The following is a 17,430-nucleotide window of genomic DNA, read 5'->3' on the forward strand; positions in this document are numbered from 1 at the left end:
TGCTGGCCTACAGTAGCCCTACAAAGTAGCATGCACCAGTTGCTGGGTGTAGGGATTCTGCGGCTGGTTCAGCACGGCGTCTACCGCCCCCTGCTCCACAACTTCACCGTTTTGCATCACCAGCACCTCATGCGCCATGGCGCGAATGACGTCCATATCGTGCGTAATCAGCACGTAGCTCAAGCCCAACTCCCGCTGCAAGCGCTGCAGCAAACCCAGCACCTGCTTTTGGATGGTGACATCCAGCGCGCTGGTCGGCTCATCCAGCACCAAAATTCGGGGGCGCAAAATCAAAGCCCGCGCCACCGCCAAGCGCTGGCGCTGACCGCCTGAGAACTCATGCGGATAACGCTGCAGCAAGCCGGGAAATTGCTCCTCGCTCAGCCCCACGCTCAGCAGCACCGACAGCACCTGCTCGCGCCGCCCGGCTTCGCTGATGTCCGGCGCATGCACGCGCAAGCCTTCGCCAACGATCTCTTCCACCGTCATGCGCGGCGACAGCGAGGAAAACGGGTCTTGAAACACCACCTGCACCGCTTGGCGCAGCGCCTGGTTGGCTGGCGTGTTGCGCATGGCTGGCTGCTGCCAGCTTTTGCCGGCAATTTGCAGCGCCCCCTGGCTGGGCAACAAGCCCAAGATCGCCTGCGCCAGCGTCGACTTGCCCGAGCCCGATTCACCCACCACGCCCAGCGTCTGCCCCTCGCGCAGGCACACATCAGCGCCCTGCACGGCCACAAACTCCCCTTTCTTGAACCAGCCTTTGAGGCCGGGCAGCGGCACCGGATAGCCCACACGCAGCTTCTGCGCCTGCACCACCGGCTTGGCCTTGGGGTTGGCAGGCAATACGGCCCGCTCAGGCTGGCTGTGCAACAACTTGTGGGTGTAGGGGTGCTGCGGGTGGTCAAACAGCTGTGCCACCGGGCCCTGCTCCACCAGCATGCCGTGCTCCATCACGGCTGCGCGGTCGGCAAAGCGGCGCACCAAGTGCAAATCGTGCGTAATCAGCAAGATCGCCATGCCCGTCTGGCGTTGCAAATCACCCAGCAGCTGCAGAATTTGCATGCGCAGCGTCACATCCAGGGCCGTGGTGGGCTCATCGGCCAGCAGCAGCTTGGGGCTTGAGGCCAGCGCCATGGCAATCATGGCGCGCTGACGTTGCCCCCCGCTGAGCTGGTGCGGGTAGCTTTGCGCACGGCGCTGGGGATCGGGAATGCCGGTGGTAGCCAGCAGCTCTACCGCCTGCGCCCAGGCTTGCTGCTTGCTCAGCGCTTGCTTGAGTTGCAGCACCTCGGCCACCTGGGTGCCCACGGGCATCAGCGGGTTGAGCGCCGTCATGGGCTCCTGGAAGATCATGGCCACATCACCGCCACGTATGGCGCGCATGTCGCGCTCTGGCAATGAGAGCAGGTTGCGCCCGTCCAGCATGGCATTACCACTGATATGGGCATCAGCCACCAAACGCAGCAAACTCAGCGCCGTGATGGTTTTACCGGAGCCCGACTCCCCCACCAGCGCCAGTTTCTCGCCCGCGTGCAAATCAAAACTCACGCCTTGCACCACTTTTTTGCTGCCAAAGCGCACCTTCAGGTCTTGCACAGACAGCAAAGGCGGCGGCGTTGTTACAGCGTTGGCCATCATGCGCCCTCCTTCACGTCGGTGACCTGCGCCTTGCGCGGGTCCAGCGCATCGCGCAAGGCGTCGCCCATAAAGGTCAGCAGCAGCAAGGTCATGACCAGCACCGCAAAAGTGCCCAATGAAATCCACCAGGCATCAATGCTGTTTTTGCCTTGGCTGAGCAGCTCGCCCAAGCTGGGGGTGCCGGGCGGCACCCCCAGACCCAGAAAGTCCAGCGAAGTCAACGCCAAAATGGCGGCGCTCATGCGAAAGGGCAAAAAGGTGACCACGGGCGTCAAGCTGTTGGGCAAGATGTGGCGCCAGATGATTTGCCCATTGGGCACACCCAGCGCCCGTGCGGCTTTCACATAGTCGAGCTGGCGGTTGCGTAAAAATTCGGCGCGCACATAGTCGGACAGCCCCATCCAGCCAAACAGACTCAGCAGCACCAGCAGCAAGCTGGTGCTGGGCGCCAGCACGGCGCTGAAGATGATGAGCAGATACAGCTCCGGCATGGAGCCCCAAATTTCAATAAAGCGCTGAAAGGCCAAGTCCGTCTTGCCCCCAAAAAAGCCTTGGATAGCGCCTGTGATGACACCCAACAGCACACCTACCACCGTCAGCGCCAGTGCAAACAGCACGCTGACGCGAAACCCATAGAGCAGCTGCGCCAGCAAATCGCGCCCACGGTCATCCGTGCCCAGCCAGTTGGCAGCCGAAGGCGGCGCAGGGTTGGGAGACTGCGCAAAATAGTTGATGGTGTCCGTGCCGTAGCGGTTGATGGGGAACAGCGCCCAGTTGCTGCCCTTTTGCAGCTGCTGCTGAATGAACGGGTCGAGGTAGTCGGTGGGCGTTGCAAAGTCACCGCCAAACACGGTTTCCGGGTAGTCCTTCAGCAAGGGAAAATAAGTCTGGCCTTCGTAGCGCACGATCAGCGGTTTGTCGTTGCTCACCACTTCGGCGCACAGACTCAGCACCACCATCACGCAAAAAATCACCAGGCTGTAAAAGCCCAGCTTGTTGCGCTTGAAGCGCTGCCACGCGCGCCGGCTGGGCGACACCGAGCGCGCTGGCACCGTGCCACGCGCTTCTATAGATATAGCTGCTTGCGCAGACTGTGCTTGCGTTAGAGCCATATTTCAATCAAATTTCACACGGGGATCGACCCAGACGTAGCACAGGTCGCTGATGAGCTTGGTGACCAAGCCGATCAGGGTGAACAGGTACAGCGAGCCCAGCACCACCGGGTAGTCGCGGCGAATCACACTTTCATAGCTGAGCAGGCCCAAACCATCGAGCGAGAACAGCGTCTCAATCAGCAGCGAGCCCGCAAAAAACGCCCCGATGAAAGCGGCCGGAAAGCCGGTGATGATGGGAATCAGCGCATTGCGAAACACGTGCTTGTACAGCACTTGCTTTTCACTCAGCCCTTTGGCGCGGGCTGTGAGCACGTATTGCTTGCGGATTTCTTCCAAAAATGCGTTCTTGGTCAGCATGGCTGTCACGGCAAAACTGCCCGCCACCATGGCCGTCACAGGCAGGGCGATGTGCCACAGGTAGTCCACCACCTTGCCCAGCAGGCTCAGCTCTTCCCAGTTGGCCGAGGTCAGCCCGCGCAACGGAAACCACTGCAGCTGCCCGCCAAAAATTACCAGCAGCGCCACGCCCAGCACAAAACCCGGAATGGCATAGCCAATCAAGATCAGCAAGGTGGTCACCAGGTCAAAGCGCGAGCCGGCGCGCACCGCCTTGGCCACGCCCAGCGGTACGGCCACCAGGTAGCTGATGAAAAACGTCCACAACCCCAGGCTGATGGACACCGGCAGCTTCTCGGCAATCAGCGCCCACACCGGCTTGTTCTGGAAGAAGCTCTGGCCCAGGTCAAAGCGCGCAAACTGCCCCAGCATCTGGAAAAAACGCTCGTGCGCAGGCTTGTCAAAGCCGTACAGGGCTTTGATCTGCTCGATACGCTGCGGGTCTACCCCCTGCGCGCCGCGGTAGGCCATGCCACCGCCTTCGGCACCAGCGCCCGCACCGGCCTTGGCCTCGGCCAGGTACTGCTCCACCGGGCCACCGGGCACAAACTGGATCACCATAAAGGTGAGCAACAGCACCCCCAGCAGCGTAGGCACCATGAGCAAAATACGCTTGAGGATATAGGCGAACATGGCTTACTCCCCCCCTTTACGCAATGCAGCAGCGGCCGTGTCTGCCGTGAGCGGTGGCATGCGCGCCCACCACGTATCGATCACCCAGCCTTCGCCGCTGGAATAGGGCGGAATGATGGACGGGTGCTCCAGGCGCCACTGGTTGTAGGCCATGCGGTGCGTGTCGGCCGACCACTGCGGAATCAGGTAGTGGCCGTGTGCAATGGCACGCTCCAGCGCATGGCAGGCGGGCAGCAGCTGCTCCTGCGTCTTGGCCGAGACCATGGCATGGATGAACGCGTCCACCGCTTTGCTTTTCACACCGGGGAAGTTGCCCGAGTCTTCCTGATCTGCCGCCGCGCTGCCAAACAAGTCGGCAAACTCCTGGCCCGGATTGTTGGTGCCTTGGTAGGCAATGCTGGTGATGTCGAAGTCAAACTTTTGCAGGCGCTGCTGGTAAAGCGCAAAGTCCACGGCACGGTATTTCAGCTCAATCCCCAGTTTTTGCAGATTGCGCTGCCAGGGCGCCACGGTGCGCTGGCCGCCTTCGCCGCTGTCCATGTATTCCAGCACCAGCGCCTGGCCATCGCTGTTGCGCAGCACGCCGCCTTGCACCGTCCAGCCTGCTGCGGCCAGCAATCCTTGGGCTTTGCGCAGGTTATCGCGCAAGCTGCTGTCGCCATCGGTACGTGGCGGCGTGGTCATCGGGCCAAACGCAGCGGGCGGCAACACATCCCCGAAAGGCTGCATCAAGGCCAACTCTTGGGAGGACGGGCTGCCCGTGGTCTGGCACACGGTGTTGCCAAAAATGCCATTCACGCGCTGGTAGGCGCCGTAGAACATCTGGCGGTTCATCCATTCATAGTCCAGCGCCAGGCCCAGCGCTTCGCGCACACGCACGTCTTGCAAAAAAGGCCTGCGCGTATTGAGTACATAGCTTTGAAAGCCCGTGGGCAGCTTGTGCGCGAACTCACCTTTGACCAACTCCCCCGTGCGGAATTTGCGCCCATCCACCCGGCGCGCCCAATCACCCGCGCTGAAAAAGCGCATCAAGTCAAACTCTCCGGCCTTCAGCGCTTCCAGCTTGGCGGTGTTGTCTTTGTAAATTTTGACGCTGATACGGTCAAAGTTGACCGTACCCCGTCTTACGGGCAAATCTTTGGCCCAGTAATGGGCATCGCGCACATAGGTGATGTCTTTACCAAAGCGCACGGGGCCGATTTTGTAAGGTCCGCTGCCTATGGGCGTGTCCATCACCACTTCGTTGAAAGGCTTGCCTCCCCCCCAGTCGCGGCTAAAAATCGGCAAACCTCCGACGGTCAGTGGCAACTCGCGGTTGGGGGACCGAAAGGTGAAACGCACGGTGCGGTCATTGAGCACCTCACACGCAGCAACCTCCGCCAGCATGGTTTTGTAACCTGGAGAAGTGTGAGGCCCCACCAGCGTTTCGTAGCTGTGCTTCACATCGTGCGCCAGCACCGGCTTGCCATCGTGAAAGCGGGCCTGCGGGCGAATCCGGAACGTGGCCGACAAGCCATCAGCCGCCACGGTCACATCTTCGGCCAGCAAACCATAGCCGGTAGCCGTTTCGTCCATGCTGCCCGTGAGCAAGGTGTCAAACATCAAATTGGACAAATACGCCGGTGCACTGCCTTTGATGGTGAACGGGTTGTATTTGTCAAAGGTGGAGGTGCGCAGATTGCTCACCAGCCGCAACTCCCCACCTTTCGGGGCTTGCGGGTTCACATAGTCAAAGTGCGCAAAGTTCTGCGCATACTTGGGCTGCCCCCACAAAGCATAGGCGTGGTCAGCCCAAGTGGGGGTCACCGTAGAGGCTCCTGCGAGCAAGAAACAAAACTTCCAAAAGCGCATGAGACAATTCTGCACCACAGCGGCCCGCCGCCCTGCTTTTTTTGCTTCACGCAAAACCACGCGGCCGGCCATCGACGTATTTCCTCAAGGAGAAGAACAATGGGTATTTTGACCGGCAAGAAGCTGCTGATTACGGGCGTGCTGTCCAACCGTTCCATCGCTTACGGCATCGCCAAAGCCTGCCACGAACAAGGTGCAAAGCTGGCTTTCAGCTACGTGGGCGAGCGCTTCAAAGACCGTATCACCGAGTTTGCCGCCGACTTTGACTCCAAGCTGGTGTTTGACTGCGACGTGGGTGATGATGCCCAAATCGAAAAGCTGTTCGCCGACCTGGGTGCTGTCTGGGGCACGTTTGACGGCTTTGTGCACTCCATCGGTTTTGCACCCCGCGAAGCGATTGCGGGCAACTTCCTGGACGGTCTGAGCCGCGAATCCTTCAAGATCGCCCACGACATCAGCGCCTACAGCTTCCCCGCCATGGCCAAGGCTGCCCTGCCTTACCTGAACGACAAGTCCTCGCTGCTGACGCTGTCGTACCTGGGTGCTCTGCGCTCCATCCCCAACTACAACACCATGGGCCTGGCCAAGGCGTCGCTGGAAGCTTCCGTGCGCTACCTGGCCGAAGCCGTGGGCCGCACCGCAGATGGCCGCGCCATCCGTGCGAATGGCATTTCTGCAGGCCCCATCAAGACCTTGGCCGCCTCGGGCATCAAGGACTTTGGCAAGCTGCTGGGCCGCGTGGCCGATGCAGCCCCCCTGCGCCGCAACGTGACCATTGAAGATGTGGGCAACACCGCCGCTTTCTTGCTGTCGAACATGGCCTCGGGCATTACCGCAGAGATCACCTATGTAGACGGTGGTTTCAGCCAGACAGCTGGCCTGTCTGCAGACCAAGTCTAAAAACCCCGCGCACATTGCTGCCCCAAGCCCTGCAGGTCCATTGGCCTGCAGGGCTTTTTTTGCTTTTTTTATTAGGCCGATTGCTGTGCATCCCCTCTACCACTCGCGGCCACCACGAAAGGTTGCGGTGAATTTGCGCCCACAAAAATAAGAATGAATCGCATCTAGCAACAATCAGTGATTGACTGACACCGCTGCCGCACAACCACTATCACGCTGCACTAACCACTCTGGATAAGCACGTATGAAAAAGAACGCTGCCTCAGATACGCACACCCCTCTGAGCGTGGGCGTGCTTGGAATCAACAAGCACAGCGTGCGCTTGTGGGTCGGTTTTGCCATCTCTGTGGCAGGTATTTGGGCGCTCTTCAGCATGTTCTGGAGTTATGCGCAGCAGCAACTCGTCGTGCTGCAAGCCTTGGGCGGCGGCATGGTCGCTGCCTTTGCGACCGCCTTGGGAACCGTGCCTGTCATGTTTTCCCACAGCATGAGTGCGCGCACCCAGGACACCTTGTTTGGTTTTGGTGCGGGAGTGATGCTGGCGGCCTGTGCGTTCTCTCTCATCCTGCCCGGTATGGATGCTGTGCGTAGCCAAGCGTTGTTTGGCGGCTCCGATAGCGCGGCCGCGGTGGTAATCGGTACCGCCATCTTGCTAGGCGCTGCCGTCATGCTGCTGATGGACCGCTTGCTGCCCCACGAGCACTTTATCAAGGGCCGTGAAGGCATGGATCTGGACGCGGCACGGCGCCTGCAACGCACCTGGCTGTTTGTGTTTGCCATCACCTTGCACAACCTGCCAGAAGGCCTGGCAATTGGCGTCGGCTACGCCAGCGATGGCATAGCAGGCAATGCCTTGGCCACGGGCATTGCCATCCAAGACGTACCCGAGGGTTTGGTGGTTGCCATGGCGTTGCTGACGGCAGGCTACAGCCGCAAAGTATCTGTGACGCTGGGCATGCTCAGTGGCTTGGTGGAGCCTGTCGGTGCCGTACTGGGTGCCGCCGTGGTCAGTGCATCAGCTGGCATTTTGCCGTGGGGTCTGGGCTTTGCAGCAGGTGCCATGCTGTTTGTCATCAGCCACGAAATCATTCCCGAATCACACCGCAAAGGCCATGAAACCTTTGCCACCGGCGGCCTGATGCTGGGCTTTGTGCTGATGATGGTGATGGACACCGCGTTCGGCTAGCGCCTGACCCGTGCACCCTGCGCTTGCACGGCGGGGGGCTGAACAGCGCTGTCATACGGCAAAACACTACGCCAAGCTCAGACTGCGCGTACGCCCGCGCAGGCAATAGCTGTGAAAAAGTGTGTTCATTGCTTAACCACTTCACCCCAAGGGAGACCCTATGACCACCTACCCCCTCTTGCTCTCAAGCTTGGCAGTGGCCGCAGCACTGGCTGGCTGCGCAGGCGTTCTCAATGAACCTACAGCCACTGCAGAGCTCAAACCCACCACAGGCAGCACCGTCACTGGCAAAGTGCATTTTTTGCAGCACAAACACGGCATGGTGAAGGTGACAGGGCAAATCAGTGGTCTTAAGCCCAACTCCGAGCATGGCTTTCACATCCATGAAAAAGGCGACTGCTCCAGCCCAGATGGCACCAGCGCAGGCGGTCACTTCAACCCGGAAAACACCCCCCATGGCAAGCACGGCCATGCACCGCAGCACGCTGGCGACTTGCCTAGTTTGCATGCCAATGCCAATGGCATGGCCGTCGTGCACTATGAAACCAACCAAATCAGCCTGGGCAGCGGCACCAACAATATCGCCAATCGTGCCTTGATCGTGCATGCTGACCCTGACGACTACACCACCCAACCCACGGGCAACGCTGGAGCGCGACTGGCCTGCGGAGTCATTCAACCGCAGTAAAAAGCCACCGCTGACGGCAACAGCAACGCGCCTCTACACCCTAAAAAAACCGACACCTTGGACTGTCGGTTTTTTTACTTTTTTGGCGTTTAACGCTGATACAGCAAGCGCAGACAGCTATGTTTTTCATACCTACCAAACAACGCCTTGCACTGCAAGCCTTTGGCGGCGCATACCCCTGCATGCAACATAGCCTTGCACAGCCATCGACGACGCAGGCGCGAACTCAGACAATGGCGACCATCGCATCTGCAGGCTTTGTTTGTGCAATCTGAAAAATCATCGTTGGCCGCCCTCACCTTGGGTGCTTTGGGCGTGGTGTATGGCGATATCGGCACCAGCGTGCTGTATGCGCTCAAAGAAGTTTTTAGTTCCGGCCATGTCGCGCTCACCACGGCCCATGTGTACGGTGTGCTGTCGCTGGTGGTGTGGACAGTGACGGTCATCGTCTCACTCAAATACGTCACCTTGGTGCTGCGCGCTGACAACCGTGGGGAAGGCGGCCTGGTGGCCATGCTGGCATTGGCAGCCAGCGCCGTAGAAGGCCACCCGCGTTTGCGCCGCTGGCTGATGGCCATTGGTATTTTTGGCACCTGCCTGTTTTACGGCGATGGTGTGATTACCCCGGCAATTTCCGTGCTGTCGGCCGTGGAAGGGTTGGCGGTGCTCTCACCCCGCTTTTCCTCGGCGGTGGTACCGCTGACTTTGCTGATTTTGTTCATCCTGTTTGCGGTGCAAAAGCGTGGCACCGCCGGCATTGGCCGCTGGTTTGGCCCCATCATGGGGCTGTGGTTTCTAAGCCTGGCTGTCCTGGGCTTTTGGCACATTGCCCAGCATCCGCAAATTTTGTGGGCCCTCAGCCCCCACCATGCGTTCGCATTTGTGTGGGAGGAGCCGGGGGTGGCATTTTTGCTGCTGGGGGCCGTCGTGCTGTGCGTCACAGGTGCTGAAGCGCTGTATGCAGACTTGGGCCACTTTGGCAAACGCCCCATTCGGCAAGCGTGGTTTGGCGTTGCCATGCCCGCACTGCTGATCAATTACCTAGGCCAAGGGGCTTTGCTGCTGCAGCAGCCCGATGCCGTCAGCAACCCCTTCTTTGCCATGGCGCCACGCGCCCTGCTGCTGCCCATGGTGGTGCTGGCCACGGCGGCTACGGTGATTGCCTCGCAAGCGCTGATTACGGGCGCATTCAGCGTCACCAAACAAGTCATACAACTGGGTTATCTGCCGCGCTTGCAAGTGCTGCACACCAGCGAAACAGACACGGGCCAGATTTACCTGCCTTTGGTGAACTGGGGGCTGTGCGCAGGCATTGCGCTGGCCGTCATTTTCTTCCAGTCTTCCGGTGCTTTGGCTGCGGCTTATGGCATTGCAGTCACGCTGGACATGCTGATCACCACCGTGCTGACCTTCTTTGTGGTGCGCTGGGGCTGGAAATACCCGCTGCTGCCCATCGCTGCAGCCACCGCCTTTTTCCTGGCCGTGGATGTGAGCTTTTTTGCCTCTAATTTGCTCAAGCTGACAGATGGGGGCTGGTTCCCGCTGGCCATTGGCGCAGGCATGTTTTTGCTCATGCGCACCTGGCATACCGGGCGAGAGTTGGTGCTGCAATCATTGCGGCCACACGCCCTGCCTTTGATCGATTTTTTAACCATGCTGCGCCGCGATAGCGTCACCCGCGTAGAAGGCACGGCGGTGTTTTTGTCTTCCCAAGTAGGCACCGTGCCCAGTGCTTTGCTGCACAACCTCAAGCACAACAAGGTGCTGCACGCCCGCAATGTCTTCGTCACGGTACGCAACCACGAAGTCGCCCACGTACCGCCGGACAGCCGTGCAACCGCGCATGACCTGGGCCACGACTGCTGGCAGGTGGTGCTGCACTTTGGCTTCAAAGATGAGCCGCATGTGCCCAATGCCCTGACGCTGCTGTCTCTCAAAGGTGAGTTGCCCAAGGCCTCTGTGATGGAAACCAGCTACTTTCTCTCGCGCGACATCATCGTGGCGCAGCATGGCCGTGGCATGGCGCTGTGGCGTGAAAAACTGTTTGCGCAGATGTACCGTAACGCCAGCTCTGCTGCAGATTTCTTGCACCTGCCCAACCGCAATGTGGTGGAACTGGGCAGCCAAATTGTGATTTAAGACGCAGTGCGGCGCACCGCGCGCCCCACACTGCACCCGCCTACCCACACGTTCCTGCGCCAGCAGCACCCAGCGCAGTGCGGGCGTTGCCCGCCTGCACATCCGACTGCGCAGGCAGGTCGACTTTCTCCAACAACCAGACCAGCGGACTAGCCAGCAGCGCCACATTTTTTATGCTGCAGCCATGTTGCGTCGCACTTACTTGCTCGTTTTTGTTGCCATCAGCGTGCTGGTGTGCGCCCCTGCGCGCGCACAAGGGTCGCCACTCACCCTGGCGAACGGCTATCACCCCGGCTTGAACCTTGCCCACTACTGGGTCAGTGAAAAATACGATGGCATTCGCGCCCACTGGACAGGCCAGCAATTGCTCAGCCGCCAAGGCATTCCGATTGCTGCTCCGGCATGGTTCACCCACCACTGGCCCAGCACAGCGCTGGATGGCGAGTTATGGGCAGGCCGGGGCCAGTTTGCAGCCGTGCAATCGACCGTGGCACAAGGCGCTGCCGACGAAGCCGGTTGGCGTGCTGTGCGCTATATGGTGTTTGATGTGCCCGGGCATGCTGGCAACTTGGTGCAGCGCCAGCAGCAGTTGCAGCGCAACGTGCGCGCCATTGGCCAAAGCTGGGTGCAGCAGGCACCACAATGGCAGGTGTCCAGCCACGAGGCGCTGATGCGCCAGTTGCGCAGCGTGAGCCAGCAAGGCGCCGAAGGGCTGATGCTGCGCCGTGCCGACAGCCCCTACCGCGCAGGCCGCAGCGATGACCTCCTCAAACTCAAACTGTTTGACGATGCGGAAGCCGTGGTGGTCGCCCACCTGCCCGGCAAAGGCAAATACCAAGGAATGACGGGCGCGCTGCTGGTGGAGCTGCCCCGCGGGCAGCGCTTCAAAATTGGCAGTGGCTTGAGCGACGCAGACCGCGCCAACCCGCCCCCGGTTGGCAGCACCATCACCTATCGCCACAACGGCTCCCACCCCAGTGGGTTGCCGCGCTTTGCCCGCTACTGGCGTATCCGCGGTGAAGCTTCAGCTCCCGCCTCCAGCCCGGATCGATAAAAAAGAGAGCTTGCAGCGCTTATTTCTACAAGGCTTCAGATGCTTTAACACCTGAAAACCAAGCAAGACAAGCGCTACAAGCTCTTATTTTTAAAGCCTTCGCACATTAGCCAAGGCTTTGACTGCGACAGCTATTTACTTCGCTGCACCACCGGTGGACTTGACTGCGGGCTTGCGCACGGGCGACTTGGCACGGGGTGCTGCAGCCTTCTTGGCAAAGGGTTGGGGCTTGTCTTGCACCACGCAGTCTGCGTAGTAGCGCACTTCGCCCTTGTCGTCTTCGATCTCGACCAGACCGTGGATATCGGTTTCAAAGCCGGGGCACTCCTTGGCAAATTCGCGGGCGAACAGCAGGTAGTCAACGATCTTCTTGTTGAAGACTTCACCGGGAATCAGCAGCGGAATGCCGGGTGGGTATGGCGTCACCAGACCCACGGTGGTACGGCCCACCAAGTGGTCGATCTCCACGCGCTCGGTCTTGCGCTGCGCAATGTGGGCGTAGGCGTCCGATGGCTTCATGGCGGGCTGCAAATCCGACAGGTACATCTCCGTCGTCAGGCGGGCGATGTCGTACTTGGCGTACAGCTCGTGCACATGCTGGCACAGGTCCTTGAGGCCCATGCGCTGGTAGCGGCGGTGCTGCTGCACGAACTCGGGCAGGATGCGCGCCAGCGGCTGGTTGCGGTCGTAGTCGTCCTTGAACTGCTGCAGCGCCGTCAACATGGTGTTCCAGCGGCCCTTGGTGATGCCGATGGTGAACATGATAAAGAACGAGTACAGGCCGGTCTTCTCGACCACCACGCCGTGCTCTGCCAGGTACTTGGTGACGATGGAGGCGGGAATGCCGGTGTCGGCAAAGTCGCCGTCCAAGTCTAGGCCGGGCGTGACGATGGTGGACTTGATCGGGTCCAGCATGTTGAAGCCGTCGGCCAAGTCGCCAAAGCCGTGCCAGTTGTCGAATTCCTTACCATTCTTTTTCTTGGACTTGGTCTTGGGGGCTGCATCCTTGCCGCGGATGATCCAGTCGTCCGCACGGCCCACGCCCTCTTCGGCCAGCTTTTCGGGGCCCCAGACCTGGAACCACCAGTCGTCGTCGCCGAACTCGTCGTCCACCTTGCGCATGGCGCGGCGGAAGTTCAATGCCTCCAGAATCGACTCTTCCACCAACGCCGTGCCGCCGGGCGGCTCCATCATGGCGGCCGCCACGTCGCAGCTGGCAATGATGCTGTACTGCGGGCTGGTCGAGGTGTGCATCAGGTACGCCTCGTTGAACAGGTGGTGGTCCAGCTTCTCATTCTGCGAATCCTGCACCAGCACATGCGAGGCCTGGCTGATACCAGCCAGCAGCTTGTGGATGGACTGCGTGGCGTACACCACCGACTCTTTCGGGCGCTGGCGCTTCTTGCCCATGGCGTGGTAGGTGCCATAGAAGGGGTGGAAGGCCGCGTGCGGCAGCCATGCCTCGTCGAAATGCAGGTTGGCCACGTAGCCGTCCAGCATGTTCTTGATGGTCTCGGTGTTGTACAGCACGCCGTCGTAGGTCGACTGTGTCAGCGTCAGCACGCGCGGCTTGACAGCCTTAGCGTCCACACCCTTGAGCAAGGGGTTGGCGGCAATCTTGGCCTGGATGGATTCCACGCTGAATTCGCTTTGCGGGATCGGGCCGATGATGCCAAAGTGGTTGCGCGTGGGCTTCAAGAACACCGGAATCGCACCCGTCATGATGATGGAGTGCAGGATGGACTTGTGGCAGTTGCGGTCCACCACCACCACGTCGCCAGGGGCCACGGTATGGTGCCAGACGATCTTGTTGGAGGTGGAGGTGCCGTTGGTCACAAAGTAGCAGTGGTCGGCATTGAAGATGCGAGCGGCATTGCGCTCGGACTCGCCGATGGCGCCGTTGTGGTCCAGCAGCTGGCCCAGCTCTTCCACGGCATTGCACACGTCGGCGCGCAGCATGTTCTCGCCATAGAACTGGTGGTACATCTGGCCCACGGGCGTCTTCAGGAAGGCCACGCCCCCGGAGTGACCGGGGCAGTGCCAGCTGTACGAACCGTCTTCCGCATAGTCCAACAGTGCCTTGAAGAACGGGGGTTGCACGCTTTCCAGGTAGGCCTTGGCTTCGCGGATGATGTGCTTGGCCACGAACTCGGGGGTGTCCTCGAACATGTGGATGAAGCCATGCAGCTCGCGCAGGATGTCGTTGGGCAGGTGGCGACTGGTCTTGGTCTCGCCGTAGATGTAGATCGGCACCTCTTCATTCTTGCGGCGCACTTCGCCAATGAAGCTGCGCAGGCTGTGAATGATGGGGTCGTCGTTATCCCCGGTCAGCTCTTCGTCGTCGATCGACAAAATGAATGCGCTGGCGCGACTTTGCTGTTGCGCAAACTGGCTCAGGTCACCATAACTGGTCACCCCAAGGACTTCAAAGCCCTCATCCTCAATGGCCTGTGCCAGGGCACGGATGCCCAGACCAGACGTGTTGTCGGAGCGGTAATCCTCGTCGATGATGACGATGGGAAAACGGAATTTCATGCGCAACCCTTTGCAATCGGGAACAATAAAAGTCAGATAGGCGCGCAGTGTAAGTAATATCTAGTGCGGGGCCAGAAAATACTGGTTCATTTCCTACATCTAGAGGCAGTATCACAACTGCCCCACACATTGAAACAAAGGGAGGCAGGCTATGGAGCCAAGCACTTGGTGGTGGGTACTGACCGGCTGCATCATCGTCGCAGAGTTACTCACCGGCACCATTTATCTGTTGCTGGTCGCAACTGGCATGGCGGCGGGCGCCATCGCAGCACACCTGGGCCTGAGCATGCCCCTGCAAATTTGTGCCGCCGCAGCCGTTGGCGTGCTGTGCGTGCTGGTGTTTAAACGCATTCGCCGCCACAAACCCGAGTTGCCCACCACGGCCAATCCTGACATCAACCTCGACATTGGCGAAACCCTGCATGTCCCCGAGTGGAACAGCGATGGCACGGCCCGCATCCCCTACCGCGGCAGCCAATGGACGGTCGTGCTGCGTGCCGGCAGCCTGCCTGCGCCGGGTTTGTACCGCGTGATTGAGGTGCAAGGCAGCCGTCTGATCGTGGACAAAGCGTAGACCCGCTTACGCTTGTCCTTTCTTCTTTTTCACTGTTCTCTCTCCAACCAAGGTCTGGTCTATGGAAATCGCCATAATTCTTTTTGTGATCGCTATCGTTTTTGTATCGATGGCCGTCAAAATCGTTCCCCAGCAACATGCGTGGGTCAAAGAGCGATTGGGCAAATACGCGGGCACATTGGGCCCCGGTCTGCGCATCATCATTCCGTTTGTGGAAAAAGTCGCTTATAAGCACAGCCTCAAGGAAATCCCGCTGGATGTGCCCAGCCAGGTCTGCATTACGCGCGACAACACCCAACTGCAGGTGGACGGCATCCTGTACTTTCAGGTCACTGACCCCATGCGTGCCAGCTACGGCTCGTCCAACTACATCATGGCAGTCACGCAACTGGCGCAAACCTCGCTGCGCAGCGTGATCGGCAAGCTGGAGCTGGACAAAACCTTTGAAGAGCGCGACATGATTAATGCCCAGGTCGTCAATGCGATTGACGAAGCCGCGCTGAATTGGGGCGTCAAAGTGCTGCGTTATGAAATCAAGGACTTGACCCCCCCCAACGAAATTCTGCGCGCCATGCAGGCCCAGATCACCGCCGAGCGCGAAAAGCGCGCGCTGATTGCCGCCTCCGAAGGCCGCCGCCAGGAACAAATCAACATTGCCACTGGTGAGCGCGAAGCCTTCATAGCACGCTCCGAAGGTGAGAAGCAGGCCGCCATCAACAAAGCGCAAGGGGATGCCACGGCCATCACCACCGTGGCAGAAGCTACCGCACAAGCATTGGAACGCGTAGCCGCCGCCATCCAGCACCCCGGCGGCGAACAAGCCGTGCAGTTGAAAGTCGCTGAAAGTGCAGTCAAGGCCTATAGCAAAGTGGCACAAGACGCCAACACCACACTGATCGTGCCCAGCAATATTTCTGAGGTTTCTGGCCTGATTGCCTCCGCGATGCGGGTGGTGCAGCAGGGCGGAAAGTCCAGCTGATTCGAGGCGACATGCATGTCGTTGCCAGAGTTAGAACCAGCAAGCAGGCTGAGTACTGACCACGCAGGCTGCACACATACGAACGGGCCCACAGGGGCCCGTTTTAATTACTCCGCCCGTCGCCTGGGCCGTAGATCAAATGCATCGTTGCCCAACGGGGCGCACCGGCTTGCACATAGCCGGTGTTACCAAAGCGATGACTTAAGCGCCGCCGTTAGAAACGGAAAAGCCCCAGTGCATTGCTGTACTGAGGCTTAACGTTTTGATTGCGCTTGAGATGCTGTGTTGAAGCTTGGAAGACTTCAGCATCAAAAGTTGTATCTGGCGGAGAGGGCGGGAGACCAAGAGCCCCTACAAACCCTAACGTAAGCCCTTGAAAATTAATGAAAAAACTTCAAGGCGCAAGGCTTAGAGTACTCAAAAAGTGTACTCATTAAGCTCATAGCTACCGGAAGATTGTATGCTTACGGCATGTAAGGAACTGGCAGAAGCGACTTCTTCTTGTAGAGAGGGTGTCCTGGATACCCACTTTTCAATTTGACCAAGCAGTGTGGATTCTGCAAAGTAGCTAGAACTTTTTGATGGCGCTCTAGATATGCGCCTATCCATAAGGGATGCAGCCACAGAGACCATCTGAGCATCCGCCTATCACCACAGCACCACCAACGCCTCTGCAGGGTTCGCCTTGCTGGGGCTTTTTGTTTTCCTCTTGGACATACGCATGCCCCACCGATACGGGGACACCTAGCTTAAAGACAACCAAAGGAAAACATCATGACTTCTACCGCAATCATCACCAAGACATACAACGACAACACAGTGCTGCTGTCCCGCACCGTGATGGGTGTCAGTTGGTTGTCGCCTTCCAGCGCAAGCAAAGCACGCTTAAATGCTGTCCCCGTCAGGCGGTCTATGCTGGACATTGGAGGGTTGGCTGCTGGCATGGCCTGCCCTTGCGTCTTGAGCATGTCTGCAACAGCGGGCAAGACCAGATTCTCCAAGAGCTGCTGGCGCTGCTTGTCGTCATCCATGTGCATGGACAAGGAGTCTGCCTCATCTCCATCTGCACCACGACCTATCACCAGCCAGCGCTGCCACTCCCCGGACTGCTCCAGCCGCTTGCGCTCATCCGCGAACCAGCGTGCCGCCAGTTGCTGGGCGTCTCTTGCATTCAACTGTGCGCAGCCCTCCTTGGCTTTTCGCGCCAGTTCAAAGGCAGCGTTGGCCTCTGCCAGCGCATCAGGAAAGCGCCTCAGTGCTTCGTTGGGGTCTGTCGTGCGCAGGGAGCGCTTGTACATTCCGCAGCCCATGAACGGGCGCAGGGATTCGTGAACCTTCTTGCGCAGATAGAAGATTCCAGTGCGTGGGTCACGCCAAGGTCGAGCCATCTTCAAAACCATTGCGGTGTACTCATCCGGTGTACTCAAGGGATGACTTACGCGCCGCCGTTAGAAACGAAAAAGCCCCAGTGCATTGCTGTACTGAGGCTTAACGTTTTGATTTTGCTAGTGATGCTGTGTTGAAGCTTGGAAGACTTCAGCATCAAAAGCTGTATCTGGCGGAGAGGGCGTCCGCCATTGCCACGTTCATTGAAGTTCAGTATGATTCAATAAGCTTTTGATTATAAAAGATAAATATCTGATTCATTGTTCATCAAAGTTCGCGGTGAATCGCTAACGGCCCATGTTTTATGTGGGCAGTATGTGGGACAGGACTTCAGACCAGCACATGTATGCCACGTA

General features: G+C 59.1%; 13 protein-coding genes. 7 read left to right on the forward strand and 6 right to left on the reverse strand.

Going from position 1 to position 17,430, the window contains the following annotated elements; all coding sequences use genetic code 11:
- Window positions 1-18 precede the first annotated feature (18 nt).
- Genes B3R00_RS00405 through B3R00_RS00420 form a run of 4 tightly spaced genes read right to left on the reverse strand, consistent with a single transcriptional unit; the run spans window position 19 to window position 5,633 of the window.
- Window positions 19-1,638: an ABC transporter ATP-binding protein gene (locus tag B3R00_RS00405; protein ID WP_286996753.1), complete on the reverse strand. Its 1,620-nt coding sequence runs from the start codon at window positions 1,636-1,638 to the stop codon at window positions 19-21.
- Window positions 1,635-2,750, reverse strand: coding sequence for an ABC transporter permease (locus B3R00_RS00410; protein WP_286996754.1), 1,116 nt, complete (start codon window positions 2,748-2,750; stop codon window positions 1,635-1,637). The genes B3R00_RS00405 and B3R00_RS00410 overlap by 4 nt, the downstream gene beginning before the upstream one ends.
- A gap of 3 nt (window positions 2,751-2,753) precedes the next feature.
- Window positions 2,754-3,782 (reverse strand): microcin C ABC transporter permease YejB, encoded by a 1,029-nt coding sequence (locus tag B3R00_RS00415; RefSeq protein WP_219164365.1) that lies wholly within the window; start codon window positions 3,780-3,782, stop codon window positions 2,754-2,756.
- A gap of 3 nt (window positions 3,783-3,785) precedes the next feature.
- Window positions 3,786-5,633, reverse strand: coding sequence for an extracellular solute-binding protein (locus tag B3R00_RS00420; protein ID WP_286996756.1), 1,848 nt, complete (start codon window positions 5,631-5,633; stop codon window positions 3,786-3,788).
- Window positions 5,634-5,732: 99 nt separating this feature from the next.
- Between B3R00_RS00420 and fabI the strand changes: the two genes are divergently transcribed.
- From fabI to B3R00_RS00445, 5 genes are all read left to right on the forward strand, one after another.
- Window positions 5,733-6,533, forward strand: coding sequence for an enoyl-ACP reductase FabI (gene fabI / locus B3R00_RS00425; RefSeq protein ID WP_286996757.1), 801 nt, complete (start codon window positions 5,733-5,735; stop codon window positions 6,531-6,533).
- A gap of 244 nt (window positions 6,534-6,777) precedes the next feature.
- A complete protein-coding gene (locus tag B3R00_RS00430; protein WP_286996759.1) occupies window positions 6,778-7,719 on the forward strand; it encodes a ZIP family metal transporter in 942 nt (313 codons plus the stop codon).
- A gap of 160 nt (window positions 7,720-7,879) precedes the next feature.
- Window positions 7,880-8,407, forward strand: coding sequence for a superoxide dismutase family protein (locus B3R00_RS00435; RefSeq protein WP_286996761.1), 528 nt, complete (start codon window positions 7,880-7,882; stop codon window positions 8,405-8,407).
- Between the two features lie 264 nt (window positions 8,408-8,671).
- Window positions 8,672-10,546, forward strand: coding sequence for a potassium transporter Kup (locus B3R00_RS00440; RefSeq protein WP_286996763.1), 1,875 nt, complete (start codon window positions 8,672-8,674; stop codon window positions 10,544-10,546).
- A 184-nt stretch (window positions 10,547-10,730) separates the two neighbouring features.
- Entirely contained in the window at window positions 10,731-11,600 is an 870-nt protein-coding gene (locus B3R00_RS00445; RefSeq protein ID WP_286996764.1) for a DNA ligase, read from the forward strand.
- A gap of 135 nt (window positions 11,601-11,735) precedes the next feature.
- On the opposite strand, the gene B3R00_RS00450 is transcribed toward B3R00_RS00445, so the two are convergent.
- Window positions 11,736-14,135 (reverse strand): arginine/lysine/ornithine decarboxylase, encoded by a 2,400-nt coding sequence (locus tag B3R00_RS00450; protein ID WP_286996765.1) that lies wholly within the window; start codon window positions 14,133-14,135, stop codon window positions 11,736-11,738.
- A 151-nt stretch (window positions 14,136-14,286) separates the two neighbouring features.
- Between B3R00_RS00450 and B3R00_RS00455 the strand changes: the two genes are divergently transcribed.
- Window positions 14,287-14,709: an NfeD family protein gene (locus tag B3R00_RS00455; protein ID WP_219164357.1), complete on the forward strand. Its 423-nt coding sequence runs from the start codon at window positions 14,287-14,289 to the stop codon at window positions 14,707-14,709.
- 61 nt (window positions 14,710-14,770) lie between these two features.
- Window positions 14,771-15,688: an SPFH domain-containing protein gene (locus B3R00_RS00460; protein WP_174863756.1), complete on the forward strand. Its 918-nt coding sequence runs from the start codon at window positions 14,771-14,773 to the stop codon at window positions 15,686-15,688.
- Between the two features lie 749 nt (window positions 15,689-16,437).
- Here the strand turns inward: B3R00_RS00460 and B3R00_RS00465 are convergent.
- Window positions 16,438-17,076 (reverse strand): DUF6538 domain-containing protein, encoded by a 639-nt coding sequence (locus tag B3R00_RS00465; RefSeq protein WP_286996767.1) that lies wholly within the window; start codon window positions 17,074-17,076, stop codon window positions 16,438-16,440.
- Window positions 17,077-17,430 lie beyond the last annotated feature (354 nt).

Origin of the sequence: Comamonas sp. UBA7840, assembly GCF_002501455.1 — a bacterium.
Classification (GTDB): Bacteria; Pseudomonadota; Gammaproteobacteria; order Burkholderiales; family Burkholderiaceae_C; genus Comamonas; species Comamonas jiangduensis.